At 42.6% G+C, this 15986-nt stretch carries 18 protein-coding genes and 1 pseudogene; 12 read left to right on the top strand and 7 right to left on the bottom strand.

Annotated features, from left to right (window positions below; translation table 11 throughout):
• Positions 1-62 precede the first annotated feature (62 nt).
• Positions 63-656, bottom strand: a complete 594-nt coding sequence (locus IEV98_RS11475) for an RNA polymerase sigma factor (RefSeq protein ID WP_188505964.1) — start codon at positions 654-656, stop codon at positions 63-65.
• 239 nt (positions 657-895) lie between these two features.
• On the bottom strand, positions 896-1954 hold the full coding sequence (locus tag IEV98_RS11470; protein WP_188505963.1) for a flavin monoamine oxidase family protein: 1059 nt from the start codon (positions 1952-1954) through the stop codon (positions 896-898).
• A gap of 235 nt (positions 1955-2189) precedes the next feature.
• Here IEV98_RS11470 and IEV98_RS24705 point away from each other — a divergent pair, with 235 nt between their 5' ends.
• Entirely contained in the window at positions 2190-2771 is a 582-nt protein-coding gene (locus IEV98_RS24705; protein WP_371870662.1) for a topoisomerase DNA-binding C4 zinc finger domain-containing protein, read from the top strand.
• Positions 2772-3025: 254 nt separating this feature from the next.
• Positions 3026-4471, top strand: a complete 1446-nt coding sequence (locus IEV98_RS11460; RefSeq protein WP_188505961.1) for an ATP-binding protein — start codon at positions 3026-3028, stop codon at positions 4469-4471.
• A gap of 165 nt (positions 4472-4636) precedes the next feature.
• On the opposite strand, the gene darG is transcribed toward IEV98_RS11460, so the two are convergent.
• Both darG and darT read right to left on the bottom strand, forming a co-directional pair.
• On the bottom strand, positions 4637-5683 hold the full coding sequence (gene darG, locus IEV98_RS11455) for a type II toxin-antitoxin system antitoxin DNA ADP-ribosyl glycohydrolase DarG (protein WP_229738695.1): 1047 nt from the start codon (positions 5681-5683) through the stop codon (positions 4637-4639).
• Positions 5684-6322, bottom strand: a pseudogene (gene darT / locus IEV98_RS24475) (type II toxin-antitoxin system toxin DNA ADP-ribosyl transferase DarT).
• A 449-nt stretch (positions 6323-6771) separates the two neighbouring features.
• Here darT and IEV98_RS11440 point away from each other — a divergent pair.
• The 5 genes from IEV98_RS11440 to IEV98_RS11420 all read left to right on the top strand — a co-directional run bounded on the left by IEV98_RS11440 (position 6772) and on the right by IEV98_RS11420 (position 10035).
• Positions 6772-7371 carry an ORF6N domain-containing protein gene (locus IEV98_RS11440; RefSeq protein WP_188505958.1) on the top strand — a complete coding sequence of 200 codons (600 nt, stop codon included), beginning with the start codon at positions 6772-6774 and terminating at the stop codon, positions 7369-7371.
• A gap of 83 nt (positions 7372-7454) precedes the next feature.
• Complete coding sequence (locus IEV98_RS24700; RefSeq protein WP_188505957.1) at positions 7455-7823, top strand: topoisomerase DNA-binding C4 zinc finger domain-containing protein; 369 nt, start codon at positions 7455-7457, stop codon at positions 7821-7823.
• Between the two features lie 81 nt (positions 7824-7904).
• Positions 7905-8117, top strand: coding sequence for a hypothetical protein (locus IEV98_RS11430; RefSeq protein ID WP_188505956.1), 213 nt, complete (start codon positions 7905-7907; stop codon positions 8115-8117).
• Positions 8108-9367: a sigma-70 family RNA polymerase sigma factor gene (locus IEV98_RS11425; protein WP_229738694.1), complete on the top strand. Its 1260-nt coding sequence runs from the start codon at positions 8108-8110 to the stop codon at positions 9365-9367. The genes IEV98_RS11430 and IEV98_RS11425 overlap by 10 nt, the downstream gene beginning before the upstream one ends.
• 302 nt (positions 9368-9669) lie before the next feature.
• Entirely contained in the window at positions 9670-10035 is a 366-nt protein-coding gene (locus IEV98_RS11420; RefSeq protein WP_188505955.1) for a nuclear transport factor 2 family protein, read from the top strand.
• Between the two features lie 46 nt (positions 10036-10081).
• Here the strand turns inward: IEV98_RS11420 and IEV98_RS11415 are convergent, their stop codons facing one another.
• Positions 10082-10543 (bottom strand): MaoC family dehydratase, encoded by a 462-nt coding sequence (locus tag IEV98_RS11415; protein WP_188505954.1) that lies wholly within the window; start codon positions 10541-10543, stop codon positions 10082-10084.
• 732 nt (positions 10544-11275) lie between these two features.
• Between IEV98_RS11415 and IEV98_RS11410 the strand changes: the two genes are divergently transcribed.
• Genes IEV98_RS11410 through IEV98_RS11400 form a run of 3 tightly spaced genes read left to right on the top strand, consistent with a single transcriptional unit; the run spans position 11276 to position 12888 of the window.
• On the top strand, positions 11276-12001 hold the full coding sequence (locus IEV98_RS11410; RefSeq protein WP_188505953.1) for a helix-turn-helix transcriptional regulator: 726 nt from the start codon (positions 11276-11278) through the stop codon (positions 11999-12001).
• A 52-nt stretch (positions 12002-12053) separates the two neighbouring features.
• Complete coding sequence (locus IEV98_RS11405; RefSeq protein ID WP_188505952.1) at positions 12054-12512, top strand: GyrI-like domain-containing protein; 459 nt, start codon at positions 12054-12056, stop codon at positions 12510-12512.
• A 4-nt stretch (positions 12513-12516) separates the two neighbouring features.
• The gene (locus IEV98_RS11400; RefSeq protein ID WP_188505951.1) at positions 12517-12888 is read left to right on the top strand and encodes a DUF1801 domain-containing protein; all 372 of its coding nucleotides are present in this window, start codon (positions 12517-12519) and stop codon (positions 12886-12888) included.
• An 86-nt stretch (positions 12889-12974) separates the two neighbouring features.
• Here the strand turns inward: IEV98_RS11400 and IEV98_RS11395 are convergent, their stop codons facing one another.
• Positions 12975-13520 carry a DUF2281 domain-containing protein gene (locus IEV98_RS11395; protein WP_188505950.1) on the bottom strand — a complete coding sequence of 182 codons (546 nt, stop codon included), beginning with the start codon at positions 13518-13520 and terminating at the stop codon, positions 12975-12977.
• Between the two features lie 5 nt (positions 13521-13525).
• Entirely contained in the window at positions 13526-13864 is a 339-nt protein-coding gene (locus IEV98_RS11390; protein WP_188505949.1) for a type II toxin-antitoxin system HigB family toxin, read from the bottom strand.
• A 476-nt stretch (positions 13865-14340) separates the two neighbouring features.
• On the opposite strand from IEV98_RS11390, the gene IEV98_RS11385 reads away from it, so the two are divergent.
• Positions 14341-14916 (top strand): topoisomerase DNA-binding C4 zinc finger domain-containing protein, encoded by a 576-nt coding sequence (locus IEV98_RS11385; RefSeq protein WP_188505948.1) that lies wholly within the window; start codon positions 14341-14343, stop codon positions 14914-14916.
• A 198-nt stretch (positions 14917-15114) separates the two neighbouring features.
• On the top strand, positions 15115-15921 hold the full coding sequence (locus IEV98_RS11380; RefSeq protein WP_188505947.1) for an OBAP family protein: 807 nt from the start codon (positions 15115-15117) through the stop codon (positions 15919-15921).
• The last annotated feature ends 65 nt before the right edge of the window (positions 15922-15986 follow it).

Genomic DNA, 15986 nt, shown 5'->3' with positions numbered 1-15986 from the left:
TCCTAATATCGGTATAGAAACGACAGGATTCGGAAAACGCCCAAAGGTTTTTTATTTTTCTTTTATTTCGGCAATACGCAGCAAAAAATCCAGATGAATGCAGGCAATCCTTTTTTTAGCAGGGCGGTTTGGAGCAACTGGATAGCGCGTGCTTTCTGATTGCGGACCGTCTTTACGGATACGCCCAATTGCGCAGCTACCTCATCGGTCTTTTTCCCATCAAAGAAGATAAGCTTAAAGATTGCGCGCGCTTTGGTGGGCAATCGCTCAATCTCTTCGTATACGAGCTGCAGCACCTCCGTCTCTAACAAGGAATAGTCTTCGCCGTCCACTAAAGTTTCTAGCGTATGCCTGTAGTCTCCTAAAGACGCCTCCCTCCGTTTGTACTGTTTCAACCGATCAAGACACAGGTTCTTCGTGCTAATGTAAAGGAATCCTTTGATACTACTTAAGTTATCAAAATCGGCAGCTCGCCGCCACAGCTTCACGAAAACTTCAGACACCGCATCTTCTACCTCTCCCAGGTCGTCGAGGATGGTTCCTGCATAGTAGCACAACGGACGGTAGTGCAAATCGAAAACATGGCGAAAAGCTGCAGGGTTTCCTTTTCGAAACTCCGATTCCCAATAGCCTATTGACTTACTTGAGGTTTTCATATTGGTTAGTCAAAGATACAGGTGTGGGAGAAGATTTCCAAACTTTAAAGTTCCGCTACTCTCCGACCAGCGCATGGTTCTCACATGAAAAGTTTAACATCCATCGGCAGGGCCGTAACGCCATGGTGCGGGAATCGGGAAAAGTTAGCTCCCATGTGTTCTTAATTACTTGCATGGTCTAAGAGATATTTGGCCTGACGGTATAACGTCACACCAATGAACGACGGTTTGAATTTGGCTTAAACGCTTATCGCGTTCGAAATACGCTTTGCGGCAATCACTGCTCCTTCCATATAGCCAGCATAGGCTGTGGCGGTTTCTGTTGCGGAAAAGAATAGTTTGCCCTCCATATAACTTTCCAGCAATAAGGGATGCCCATTATACTGATGCGGCCGCTGGATAAGCTGACTTCCTCCAGATATAAATTCGTCTGTCCAAACCTTGTCGAAATAAGTGGTCGGCGTCAGTGCCTCTACGCCCAATAGCTCTCCCAATTGGCGTAATACATATTCCTTTCTGACTTCGGGCGAATACGATGCTGCACCACCACTGAGGAAACCGGTAAAGCCAAACTTGTCTTCTTCGAAATTGGTGTGGTCGTACATTTCCACAATAATTCCCGCGTGACTATACAACATTCCCGAATACCCCTTGTTTCGCCAAAAAGGCTCTGTATACTCTATCGTGAATTTGATAGCGCCTGCCATCCAGGTATGTACGTCTACTAAGAAACCGGCGAGCGCATCCGGTAATTTGGGGGAAAACGTAAATTGGGCCGCCATTAACTGCGGAGGCAAGCTGATAATTACCTTATTTGCATGGACTTGCTTACCTTTTGCAGTGGTCAGCAAGATTTTATCCCCGGCCTCCGTTACGGCAGTGACCTTTGAATTGAAAAAAATGCTTTCCGCGGGCAACCGTTGGGCTAATGCATCAATCAGGGACTGTGTTCCACCCACGATCCGGTATGAAGGACTTTCAGCTTCAGGTACAAAGAATTTTTGCGGCGGCTCAAAGGATCTGGTTTGAAACAGGGATATCCCCTTAGAATACTGCGGATATTTTTTTAATCCCAATTCATCAATCAGCGAGAGCAGATTGGTATGCATATCCGAAAACCATGTTGCGCCCAATTCCAAAGGTGCTTCCAATGTACCCTTCACGGTCTGTATTCTTCCACCCAATCGCGGCGAAGCTTCCAGAACTGTTGTCCTGATAGCTCGCTGCGACAGTAAGTAAGCTAAGGTAAGTCCACTCAAACCACCGCCCACGATTACAATTTCTTCATTAGTTTCCATTGCGCGAAATTGCTAATTTAAATTTAAGAAATTATGGCACAAAAGAAACCCGTTACCTTGTGTAAGATAACGGGTCCGCCCCAATGGGATTAGGGGCTATCAACCTAAACCTTAGATAAAGATAGGAATTACCTCGCTAAACTCAAAACTCATCCAACTATTCTCGCCTGATAGCGCAAATACGATTGTTTCCGAGCCCTCTGAACTCTACGATATCAACACCCAATTGAATCAAATGCGTAGTATAAAAACACCTTTTGCGAAACTTTTTATTATATTCGATTCGTATAAACAGTTGTTAGCGGTTATTAATGTGATCGTGCTAAAACTCAGCAATCATTTGCTCGGCTTTCCCAACAAAATTACCGATGACCCCCTCCTATCGCTGTTGCTAAATGATAACGAAGCATACCGGTTTGCTGAGGAGCGTAGGTTGTTTTATGTTGCGTTGACGAGAACTAAAAATGAAGTGGTATTGCTTGCTCCATCAGAGGCTTCGTTGTTTGTAGAGGAGCTACTAAAAGACAATAATTATTTATTGACCACCACTGATGGGGCTGTGAACGCTACAGCATGTCCATACTGTAAAACCGGGAAACTGTTGATCAGGCAGCATACTGCGAATGGCAGCCAATTTTTGGGATGCTCGCATTACCCGAGTTGTAACCAGACGTTTAAAAACCTAGAAATTTTAAAGAACGATCTGATGTGTCCGGATTGTCAAAGTGGCTTTATGGTTAAAAGGAGCGGTAGATTTGGCGACTTTTTGGGATGTACCAATTATCCGGGGTGTAAGAATACGATAAAGTTGAAATGATATGCAATGACACCGCGAAGAATAACACATTTATTATTGGAACTTGGACTTTTTTCATATTCGCTAACTTTGCCCTATTATAAAGACGCAAAAGCCGCTGACGAGTTGATTAACAATTCGAGCAGGGCAAATAAGCAAATATAAACAGAAGAGCGCATCCGCCACATAGACCATAGTAAAGCATAAACTTATATCGAATTTACGCAGACAACTAAACAAATTAGTATATTTGTCTGAGACTTAGATATGTATTAATGACCGAGACACAACTAACCGATTTGCTCGAAGAATTAGTGAAACAATCGCACGAAAGTGAATGGGTTGAATTTAAACTTAACTTCCATTCGGTTGAGGAAATAGGTGAGCGAATCTCAGCTCTGGCAAATGGTGCCTGTATACACAATCGTACGTACGGCTATTTAGTTTTTGGGATTGAAGACAAAACACATATTATTAAAGGCACGTCCTTTAAGGCCAAATCTCATAAAAAGGGAAAGGAAGACCTTGAGCATTGGCTCGCTACTCGTTTAAATCCTAGAATTGATTTCACGATATATGAATTTGACTATGTTGATGACCGCCATATATCACTTTTTGCGATCCCTGCCGCAAAAAACCAACCAGTAGAGTTTCTTCACCAAGCCTATATCCGTATAGGCAGCATCACAAGAAAACTTAATGAGTTCCCGCTGAAGCAAGCTAAAATCTGGAAGAAGGATACTACGCCTTTTGAAAAGGAAATTGCTCGAGACAATTTATCTGCAGCAGATATCACAAAACTATTAAGTATCGAAACTTACTTTGACCTGTTAAACATACCGTACCCAACAACGCAACAAGGCGTAATTGATAAGTTTATCGAAGAAGGTTTAGTCGTAAAAAGCAGAGGGTATGCGATCACAAAACTTGGCGCGATATTACTGGCGAAACAGCTAAAAGATTTTGAAAGTGTAGAACGAAAATCAATCAGGGTAATTGTATATAAAGGAAAGAATAAAGTAGAGACAGAAAGAGAACAAATTGGAGTGAAGGGATATGCTATTGGTTTTGAAGGATTAGTCAACTGGATCAATAGTCAACTACCCGCCAATGAAGAAATCGGGAAGGCGTTGAGGACAGAATCAAGAGTGTACCCGGAAATAGCTGTACGCGAATTGGTGGCGAACGCATTGATTCATCAAGATCTTACTGAAAAAGGATTTCCAATGATAGAAATCTTCTCTGATCGGATTGAGATTTCGAATCCGGGGACGCCCCTCGTTACTCCCGAACGTTTTATAGACGCTTATATGTCACGCAATGAGCGGCTAGCCGATATAATGCGAAGGATGGGCTTTTGCGAAGAAAAGGGAAGCGGATTGGATAAGGTGATTTTTTACAATGAACTGTATCAACTTCCTCCCATTAATGTTATCGTAGCCGAAAGTAGAACTCGCGTTACAATGTATAGCTATAAAACACTGAATCACCTGGATAAGAAAGAAAAGATAAGTGCTTGCTACCAGCATGCGTGTTTAAAATATGTTTCTAACGAGAAGATGACAAATCAGTCATTAAGGGAACGATTTCAGATTGAAGATCACAACTATTCGGTTGCTTCTAGAATTATAAGGGATGCTTTGGGTGAAGGGGTGATAAAGGAAGATGACCCGGAAAACAAATCTAGGAAGTATGCCAGCTATATTCCTTTTTGGGCATAATCTTATGTGATGGTCATGTGATAGAACAAAACATTTGACATTACAAGTATCTGATAACCAATATTTTTTTATGTGATGGTCATGTGATAAGTAAGTGTATGGACTGATTCGATGGTGTGACAGTGTGTAATCTTCCCCAAAACAATTGCGATTATAAATGCAACCTTATGAGAATACAGCAGACCTAAATGCCTGTAGGTGATCGTAGGCTAACTTCACATGTTCGGACTGGAAAAGGTCCGCCTTTCTTGGGTTCCATTGCTTAATGGCATATATTACCTGCTCTACATTGTCTACGCCCGGTTGCTTGCTGGCATAATCTGCCGAGGCCAACAGTTCCAACGCATAAGTAGACTCAAAGCCTTCGATAAGTTTCAAAACAGATTGAAGCCGATCTCGTTGTACGGCGCTCAGTTCCGATTGGATAAACCGCTCAACCTCAGCATACCGCTCGTAATTGAGTAGCAGCGGCTCGAAAGCCTTGGCTTGGTTTTGTTCAAGCCCCTTGAGGTACACGCCGTTCACCGCACCCAACACATGGTTGAGCTGCACCGAATATGGGCCGTAATGATGGGCCGTAAACGTAAGCCGTAAGTTCTCTCCGCTCTCTTGAAGGAAATAGGCCAGCTTGTTGGCAGCAAACAGGCTGCTGATGTCTCCAACGGACTCATAATGGAACATCAAGTAAAGCAGCATGGCCTTGGCTGGGGTAAGTTCGGCATCCCGCGGCTTGTCCTCGCCCTGTAGGATACTTTTTATGGCTGCATTGGGCTCATAAACCAAAATGTCGATATCCAGATCGGATAGCTGATCGATAATCATAGGCTTAACAACATTCCAATCCAAACCACCGCTGCCACAACCCAAAGGCGGTATGGCAATGCTTTTTATTTGGTGCTGAATGATGGCTTCCTTTAGTGCCGGAAGCCCTTTCTCGATGTATTCAATCTTGGAGGGGGCCTTCCAGTGCTCTTTGGTGGGAAAATTAACGATATTCTTTTCGCGCAAGAGGTCGCCATCTCTCACAACCAGCATCTGTCCAGTACGGAGCGCCCCCGTTTTACACGCTTCTTTGTATACCTTGTAGTTTTTGGGGAATTGGTTTTTAAATTGCAAAGCGATGCCTTTCCCCATCACGCCGACGGTATTGACGGTGTTAACCAGCGCATCGGCATCAGACCGGAGCAAATCACCTTGCAAGAATGTAATCATCTAAAAGTATAATTTTCCTTCCCGAGCTACCTGCACAGGTATTTCAAGGTCTAATTTACGAACAATATCTGCTATTTCCTTCATTTTTGCTTCCGTATTTACAAATAGCCTATCTATATAAGATGTTGGGATATGATGACGAACCAGGAACTCTGCTTGCTTGAAATCCCTGCGCCGCAAATCGTCTTCGTTATTTTTCCAGTCTTTGGAACGGATGACATCCCATCTCAATTGACCGAAATCTTTGGGATCGGTAAAGAAACGGGCCACCTTTCGCTTGGCATGCTGATCGGTATATACGTATTGAAAATCACCGGCCAGGATATGCGCTGAATTGACTACTACATAGACAATATCTTCCTGTGGATATTGATGCACGCCTTGATAGCCATGCATAATCATGTACAACATCGGAGAATGCCCCCAAAATTAAAACGGAATATATTCACCAAGGTGGCCATAATCCGCTAACGGTATCGGGTGATTGTGCCTGTCTGTGATCAGTTGCTGGTGCCCAATATGGATATAATTTGGATCATGGGAAGGATGCTGGGCACTACATAGACCATGAACCAGAATATGCTCAATATTCTGCCAATGTACGATACGGAAAAGGAAAATAGTATCGGGTATTGACATGGCTTGGCAAAGATAGAAAATCAACCGCATAAAGAAAGTCCCGAAACGGGGAGAATCGGGGCTTGCTAACTAACCAATTATAAACTTAAATTATGAAACGATAAATCTTACTAACTGACTATATAACGCATTCCAGCCCCGCTTTGTTAAGAAATCTTAAAAAGACAATAGGGTGATAAAACTGTGTCTAAAGATACATTTCTTTAAATTATATGTAACTGTATATCCTTTGTGGTCAATTCCAAGTCCCATACCCTTATTTTTCATCGCTCTTCTTTTTGGAGATTGACCAGGTGAATAGACAGATAGTGAACACGGTCAATGCACTAAGGAGCGCGATTTTGGTTCCTTCGTGATTGAGCTGTGGTATTACAAAATAATTCCAAAAAACATTACACTAATTATATTAGTTTTTTTTGTATATTTGGATTGACATAACCAATCTACCTATGGCAAAGACGACAGAGCCTGTTTCTCTTAATGAAATGCTTGCCCATGAAAGTGATATCCAAGACCGGATTTTCAATATACGTGGAATCCAAGTAATGATTGACCGAGATTTGGCCGAATTATATGGGGTGGAGACCAAGGCGCTAAACCAGGCGGTAAAAAGAAACACAGATAGGTTTCCTGAAGACTTTCGTTTTCAGCTCTCTAACCAAGAGAAGACTGAACTGGTCACAATTTGTGACCGGTTCGAAAGCTTAAAACACGCTACGGTAAATCCTCATGCATATACCGAGCACGGTGTACTGATGCTCGCAAACGTTCTGAAAAGCGACCTTGCAACGCAGATTAGTATTCGCTTGGTTAAGGTATTTGTGCAGCTGCGTAGTTTATTAGCGTCGCATACTGGCCTTCAACTTCAGATTGAAGAAATTAAAAATGCAATAGGTAAGCAAAACAACAAGCTGTCAAATCACGATAAAACCATCGAACTGCTCTTTCAATATCTTGACGAACTAAACGATAAGATCAAGCGGCCACCACTGCTGCCGGATAGGGAAATGGTGGGGTATAAAATTGGAAGAGGAAAAGACAAAAATTAGCAAAAACACGACAGGAAAAGGTACTGAGGCAGATAATGTGATCGTGCTAAAACTCAGAAACCATTTGCTGGGCTTCCAACAAAATGACCGACGACCCTCTCCTATCGCTTTTGCTAAGTGATAACGAAGAATACCGGTTTGCAGAGGAGCTGCTAAAAGACAACAATTATTTATTAACCACCACTGATGGGGCTGTGAACGCGACAGCGTGTCCATACTGTAAAACCGGTAAACTGGTGATCAGGCAGCATACTGCCAATGGTAGTCAATTTTTAGGATGCTCACATTACTCCAGTTGTAACCAGACGTTTAAAAACCTTGACATTTTAACGGACAAGCTGATGTGTTCGGATTGCCAAAGTGGTTATATGGTTAAAAGAAATGGGAAATTCGGCGACTTTTTGGGATGTACGAATTATCCTGGGTGTACGAATACGATAAAGTTGAGGTGATACGGCAATGGAAGATGAAAGCTGCTCAATGAGTCGTTAGTGCATTACCTTGCTTAAAATAAGTTTGCTATCTTGTGCATTATGAAAACTGTGACATTAGATATTTTGAACGATAAGGCGATGAACCTACTCAAGGAGTTGGAATTGCTGAAGCTCGTCCGTGTTCGCAGACAGACCTCGACCGGTAAAGAATTGAAGAAAGATCTCATCGCTAAATACAAAGGGGCAATGACTCCTCAAAGTAAAGATGAGATAGATCGTCAACTTCAAGACCTGCGCAACGAATGGGAATAGACTATCCGTGGGATCAGCGATTACGGAGATTGAATTACATCGGCCTGTATACGGTTTTACTCTTGGTCTCATTGCCGTTATGGCTATCCATCCTATTATGCATGATGCTCGGGGGAAAATGTGCATTATCCGGCGATCAACAGATTGGTCAAGGCAACATGCGAAGAATTCGGCGTGACCTACCCGGAACATCGCACGATGGGGCAGGCATTTGCATCGCATCTCCGACATATCGATCGGCTCGGCCGCGCATAGTGTCCCGGTTGGCGGGGATAATGTCGTTGGAAAGCACCTTTGCGCCCAATGTCGCACATTATTATTTGGGTACTCCCCAGTTTGTCCGACTTAATTGCCTACATTTACGGAATACCCTTCACACCAAGCAGCACATGAGGCAACTGAAAATATCCGAATCGATTACCAACCGCGCTAATCGATCCCTGAACAGCTATTTACTTGATATAAGTAAATATGACATGCTCGCCGGTGACGAAGAGGTTGCGCTGGCCATTCGGATACGAGCCGGGGATACCGTGGCGCTGAACAGGCTGGTAAAAGGGAACCTTAGGTTCGTGATTTCGGTAGCCAAGCAATTCCAGCATCAGGGCGTGTTGCTGGAGGATCTGATCAACGAGGGAAATCTGGGGCTGGTAACGGCAGCAAAACGATTTGACGAGACACGCGGCTTCAAGTTCATATCTTATGCCGTCTGGTGGATCAGGCAGAGCATCATGTTGGCCATTTCCGTGCAATCACGTACAGTCCGTTTACCGATAAACCAAATCGCTGATTTGGTCAAAGTGAAGCGGTCGCAATCCGAGTTGGAGCAGCGATTGGAACGTGAGCCCACTGTGGAGGAGCTGGCCGATGTCCTTGGCGTTCCGTCTGAACGATTGGGCCGTACATTGTCAAACGGCGAGAGGCAGGTTTCGATAGACGCGCCTTCCCTTCATTCGCCCGATATCTGCTTATTGGATTCGTTGCCGGATGTCGGGGTGCCGACGGACCATCGGGCGATGCGCGATTCACTGGAAATCGTTATCGGAGACGCGATACGCCGCCTTCCCCAACGGGAGCAATTGGTGTTGAGCCTTTTTTTCGGGCTCGGTGGATCTGAACCGAAACGCCTCGGAGAAATCAGTCGGCAAATGGGGTTAACTACCGAACGTGTGAGGCAGATCAAAGCCAAGGCTTTAGCTTGGTTGCAGCATTCTACAGAAGGAAAAAAACTGGCTCCTTTTAGGAGTTAATCTTTCCAGGTTTTCCTTGAGGCTCTTTACCGCGGTCTTTTTTGGCGCCGTCATTCTTTGATGATCCGTTGTCATTAATGATTCCAGCAGTACCTATGTATCCTCAGGAAATGGAAATAAACATGGGCGTTGTTGCGTGTTTTCCAAACAATAACCTAACCTAATGGTAATTTATACGATACAGATACACGTCTCAGGGTTACCACTTTCCTCCTACCGCAAACAAAGTGGGGCACCGGAATACCTACGTGGATATCGACAGGCAGCGAGGAAATACACTGGCTGTGGAATAACAGGTTGTGATGGCTAACAGAGAAATTTTAAAGGAATGGGTTGATGCCTTCAACTCGGAGAACATAGAGGCAATCATGGAACTTTATGCGGACACTGCTGCCCTCTGTCTTGTAGCGAAGTACCCTGTCATTGGCATCGGAAGGAACAGCATAAAGAAAATATATCGCTGGCTATTTTCATCCGGTCGGAAGACATGCCTGCCAAAGAATATTTTTGAGGACGGAGACAACCTAATTCTTGAATGGAAAGATATCGAAGGATTTTATGCCTGCGAAGTCATCCAGTTTAGTTGTAACAAGATAATTTCCCAACGGAGTTATCAAGAAAAATTGCCGCACCTTAAATTTGAACAGCTATCTTTCCAATCAAACTGAAAATCCTTGGCTGAAGTGACCATTGAGTCTGTGTAATAGATTTTGTTCAGTCATTGAAATGGTAAAGGAATACAACATCTCCGACATAGGCGGGTTTGGCTTTCCCCCGGATGGCCAGGGTTGCCTGGATGATTGCCTTCACCGTTCCCCTGAGATTGATTATTGACTTTACCTTTGCTTTCAGTTGGACTTCGTCGTCTACCAGTACAGGTTGACCGAACCGGAGGTTTTCGATACCGTAATTGATTTCCATCTTCACATTTCTTACGTCCGCAATCTGCTTCCATAGATAAGGGATCAGCGAAAGGGTCAGGTAACCGTGGGCAATGGTTGATTTAAAGGGACCTTCGCGCTCCGCTTTCTCTTTGTCCACATGGATCCATTGGTGATCCAAGGTCGCATCGGCAAATATATTGATCTGCTGCTGGCTGATTGCATGCCAATCGGAAACCCCCAATTCTTTTCCCTCGTGGGTTTTGTAGTCTTCGTAACTGTTTATCGTTACCATGTGGTTGCCATTTCTTAATTGTATTCGTTTATTTATGGGTTGTTGGTATTGTCGGGGCAATTCTAGCGATTTCGTACCTCATATGCAATAGTTAGTTTGCTGCCTTATTCAACCTGAGGATGTAAGCGTGGTCGACACTCGATGAAGAAGGAAGGCCGCTAACTGAAAAATAAAAGGTGAATATAACCCATTATTGGAAAAAAGGCGAAATTGCAAAAGTACTGTTTCGTAAAAACCGATTAGCTTATAAATTAAGTTCGCATTATAGGTTTTGACTTTTTATTTATTTATTTGATTATGTCTTTCCATTTTGTCATTCGATCTTTAAATCTTTTGTTCGACCATCCACGCTGAAGCGCTGAATCTACTTGCATGACAATTCGTAACATCTATTGTCCATCCATTTATTCAAAAGAATCCAAGACAGATCTCCAGGTATCCGAAGGCTAAGAAAGAACCGTTGGAAGCTCCCGTTAAATTTGTGCATGACAATGACGGGGAAATAGCCAGTAACGTCATATCAACGAAAAGAGAAGGGTCAAATATAACTGAGGAAATTCCATTATTCTTTTTTATAGTGCGTTCTGCGTCACTTTTTTTGCTATTTTAGCTTAGCTCAAAAAGCGAATCGAAAACAAATATTTGCAATAAATTACAAATAGAAGAATTTCGCATATATGCGAGTTAGGCGTAATGCTACCAGCGACCGTACCAATCTGGACAGTTAGAAAAATGGACTACAATAACGATACAAAAAGACTTTCACGACTAGCTGCAATTTTGACAATTTTGCAAACGAAACGACTTTTGACAGCTTCGGAATTAGCGCATAAATTTTCAGTAAGCAACAGGACAATTTACCGAGACATAAAAGCCTTAGAACAAGCAGGTGTTCCTATTTTGACAGAAGACGGAAAAGGTTATTCTTTAATGGAAGGTTACAGAATACCACCAGTAATGTTTACCGAAAGCGAAGCCAATGCCTTAATTACAGCGGAACAACTCATTTTAAAAAATAAAGACGCTTCATTTGTAAAAGAATATTCAGAAGCTATCAACAAAATAAAATCTGTTTTACGCAACAACACCAAGGACAAAGCAAACTTACTTTCCGACCGAACTGCATTTAGACAAAATGCATACAACGACAGAACAAGTAATTATCTATCAACATTACAATTAGCCTTGACAAATTTCAACTTTGTCAGAATAAAATATCATTCACCCGACACCAACCAAACTACGGAAAGAACAATTGAACCTTTTGCCATTTACAGCACACAAGAAAATTGGTTACTCATTGCTTTTTGCTCACTACGGAAAGATTTCAGGGCATTTCGTTTGGATAGAATTCAAAACTTAACCACACTCAATGAACAGTTTGAACCACATAAAATGACCTTGCAGGAATATTTTGAAATATGCAAAGAAAAATATTTTTCACAACCCTTGACATAGGGCTGTCGCAACACCATTTTAGTTTTGTGGCTTAACAAAAAATATTTCAAAAATGAACAAAGTAAAAATTGAACCCTTTAAAGTAATCGGCATTTCTGTAAGAACCACAAACGAAAATAATCAGGCTGCTGCGGATATTCCTAACTTGTGGGGAAAATTTCTGGAGGAAGGGGTTTTAGAGAAGATCCCATATAAAGTGGACAACACGGTTTATTGCCTGTATACAGATTATGAAAAAGACCATACACTCCCGTACACTACCATATTAGGCTGTAAAGTAACTTCTTTAGAAAATATCCCGACGGGAATGGTCGGTAAGGACATCGAGGGTATAGCTTATGAAAAATTCACCGTTAGGGGAAATCTACAGCACAATATCGTTTTTAATGAATGGATAAAAATTTGGAATGCTGATCTGCCCCGACTATTCTCGACGGATTTTGAAATATATGGAGTAAAAGCGCAAAATCCGAGTGATGCTGAAGTTGATATCTTAATCGCTGTAAAATAAAAAAATGTCTCAAGAACTTCATAGCTATTACCTGAATAAAGAGGAGCCAAACAAGAGTTGCTTGCTTGCATTACGAAGTATTATTCTTGACCAAGACACAAATGTTACTGAAACGCAGAAGTGGGGAATGCCCTGCTTCTGCTATAAGAAAAAAATGTTTTGCTATTTGTGGACAGATAAAAGGACGAACGAACCGTACATCCTTATGGTAGAAGGAAAATATCTTGACCACCCTGAATTGGAAGAGGGCGACCGTTCCCGAATGAAGATTTTCAGAGTTGATCCAAACAAAGATCTGCCAATAAAGACAATAGAAAACATTTTGCAAAAAGCCTTGGATTTATACAGAACAGGTGTAATAAAACTCAAAGATTGACCGACAGAAAAGCTCATACGCCTAACAGCAGTTTGGCGCAAACCGTTATTGGACTTTAGAGGTGGATAAAAATCCTATTTTTCTCTTCAAACAGCTGTCTTTTGTTTTTTCTTGTATTTTAAAAAAGCCACGAAATCCGACACCTCTTGCCTGAGATTAGCTGGTAAGGAACTGATTTCTGCAAATAATTGAACATCTGATATCGCATGATTTTTCTCGGCTTTGGCGTTGCTTGCTTTTGCACTTTTCGTTGGCACTTCAATCAGATTATATGGAGTATTGAGTAAATTCTGATCCAAATGCAAAAAATCTGACAACTTGCGGATCATGCCTTTCGATAGCCCTCGCTTTTTATTCAGTACTTCGGATACGATTCCGCTACTTCCAATATATGGCTGTAGATCTTTTTGTTTCAACCCCAAATATTCCATTTTAAGTTTGATTATTTCTATGGGGTTGCCTACATGAATGTTGGCATGCTGATTCTCGTAAGCCTCGATCAGATCTGAAAGCAATTCGAACTGTTTTACGAGTTTTTCGTTTTCTTCAAACCCCTCCCGATCACCAAGCTCTTCCAACAAGACTACCGCCTTATTGTACTCTTCCTCATTTCTAAACATTTTCATTTTCATGGCCCTCATTTAAACTTTTCTACCGTATACTGCTTGTTTAGTTTGCAAAGCTTTGAATATGCTGCGTGTGTACCGATCCATTTAACGTAAATCACAGATTGCTTCAATTTGGCGTGAAATTGATATTTAATGATGATTCGTATGTGATTTCCTTTGATGTCAATTACTGCACGTTCAGCTCCGATAATATCTACAGCCTTTGCTCCAAACGATTCGACAATATCTTGGGGCTTTTCCCATGTTAGTGTTTTAACCAGTGATACCCAAGCTTCAAGAGCGTCCTTTACTTTCGGATTTGTTTCGATATATTTACCTATCGAAGTAATTTTAACGATTCTAATCATGCTGTTATTGCCGATTCAATGATCTCACTCTCGACTGCAAATATAATAATTTTACTCTCAAAATGAGAGATTATTTATTTTATTTTGGTCAAAACTTTACGCTATTATACATGGTTTCCATTCGATTCCCTTGTGGAGCACCAAGCTATCTCCCTCCCCAAACAAAATGAATGCAAAAAGAAACCCGTTATTCGTTATGGAGGTGAAATATGCGAATGCAAAAATTATTAAGACGGAGTTACCTATTCAAATTACTCAAGAACAATTTTCAAATTTGGGAAGTCAGGATATGCAAGCTTATTTGGGCATGTAATTAGAGATTGTACTACACCATGTTCATAAATTAAAAAAAAATACTCGTCAATAAATATGGGAACAATTCAATCCTGGTTTTAAGACAGCACAGCTTTGATATTCACGATTTGATAGCGCTGACTCCAAACTGTAGGGTAAAATATTTTGAAAGCACCGGCAAATTGGAAGTAAAGGGGCTTGAAGAAATTGATATTCGCTATTTAACCGTGCATCGATCAAAAGGCACCGAGGCCGACAATGTGATCGTGCTAAAACTCAGCAACCATTTGCTCGGCTTTCCCAACAAAATGACGGATGCCCCCCTCCTATTGCTTTTGCTGAGTGATAACGAAGCATACCGATTTGCAGAGGAGCGTAAGTTGTTTTATGTTGTGTTGACACGAACTAAAAATGAAGTGGCATTACTTGCTCCATCAGAGGCGTCGTTGTTTGTTGAAGAGCTGCTAAAGGACAATAATTATCTACTAACCTCGACCGACGGCGCTGTGAACGCTACAGCATGTCCATACTGTAAAACCGGGAAACTGGTGATCAGACAGCATTCTGCGAATGGCAGTCAATTTTTGGGATGCTCGCATTACCCGAGTTGTAACCAGACGTTTAAAAACCTAGAAATTTTAACGGACAAGCTGATGTGTCCGGATTGCCAAAGTGGCTTTATGGTTAAAAGAAGTGGTAGATTTGGCGACTTTTTGGGATGCACCAATTATCCGGGGTGTACGAATACGATAAAGTGAAATGAACCGATTCGTTATAAAAGCCGCCTAAAACAAAGCCCCGAAACGGGGTGGTGCATTCCGGCCCCGCTTTGTTACAACGGGATTGCTAAGATACGTTAAAAAGACAATATTCCGTCGGTGACACTGTTGGAATATTCTTAAACAATCCGGGAAGCGCAGTGTTGGCAATTAGGTAGTTACCTTAACGGAGAACTCATGGTCAAGCACAGCGAAATCTTTGTCGTATGGCTCATCGCCGGAATCGGGTTGTTCGGCTGCGGCGGAAGGAATACGGAATCGAACGTGGAAGCGCCAGGCGACAAAAAGCCGGGTAAGGACAAACTGCTGGAAGCAGGTGCAGATATGTTACAGGATAAATCCCCGCTCAGGCATTTCAATGCTTACCTGGATGGTTTCCATTTCTACAACGGGAATATCAACGCGCAGATGGAGGCGCACCATTATGTCCACCAGCTTAACGAGGATGTGTACCAAGCCGTCATCTTTGACGGCAACGACCGGGACGCGAAACTGATGGGCGTTGAATACATCATCACCGAGCGGCTGTTCAGGACGCTGCCGGAAGAAGAAAAAAAGCTCTGGCATTCGCATCACTACGAGGAAAAGTCCGGCGCGCTCATTGCGCCGGGTATTCCAGAAGTAGCCGAGCATGAGCTGATGGAAAAGCTGGTATCCACCTACGGTAAGACCATCCATACCTGGCATACGGACCAGCAGCGGACATTGCCGTTGGGATCGCCGATGGTGATGATGGGTTTTACTGAAGATGGGCAGCTCCATCCGCAATTGCTGGAGGAACGAGACAAGCGGTTCAATATTTCGACCGCCGAGAAGAAAGAGAAACGGGCCGACATTCCGATGCCCGACGTCGACCCGATGGCCAATGCCTGGGAACGCGGCGAACTGCGGCAGTTCATCCTGACCAACAACGTGGATAGTGCCCTGCATAAGCACCAGGGACCGGTACAAAAGGAATCAAGAAAAAGCAACGATGGAAAATGACACGAAAGTGATCCAGCAATTAATTGAAACCGCCGACAAACACCAGGGTCTTGTCCGTGTTTTAC

The organism is Parapedobacter pyrenivorans (genome assembly GCF_014636865.1).
GTDB classification, from domain to species: domain Bacteria; phylum Bacteroidota; class Bacteroidia; order Sphingobacteriales; family Sphingobacteriaceae; genus Parapedobacter; species Parapedobacter pyrenivorans.
Note: the sequence above shows the minus strand (reverse complement) of the source record. Positions and strands in the feature narration are given on the sequence as shown.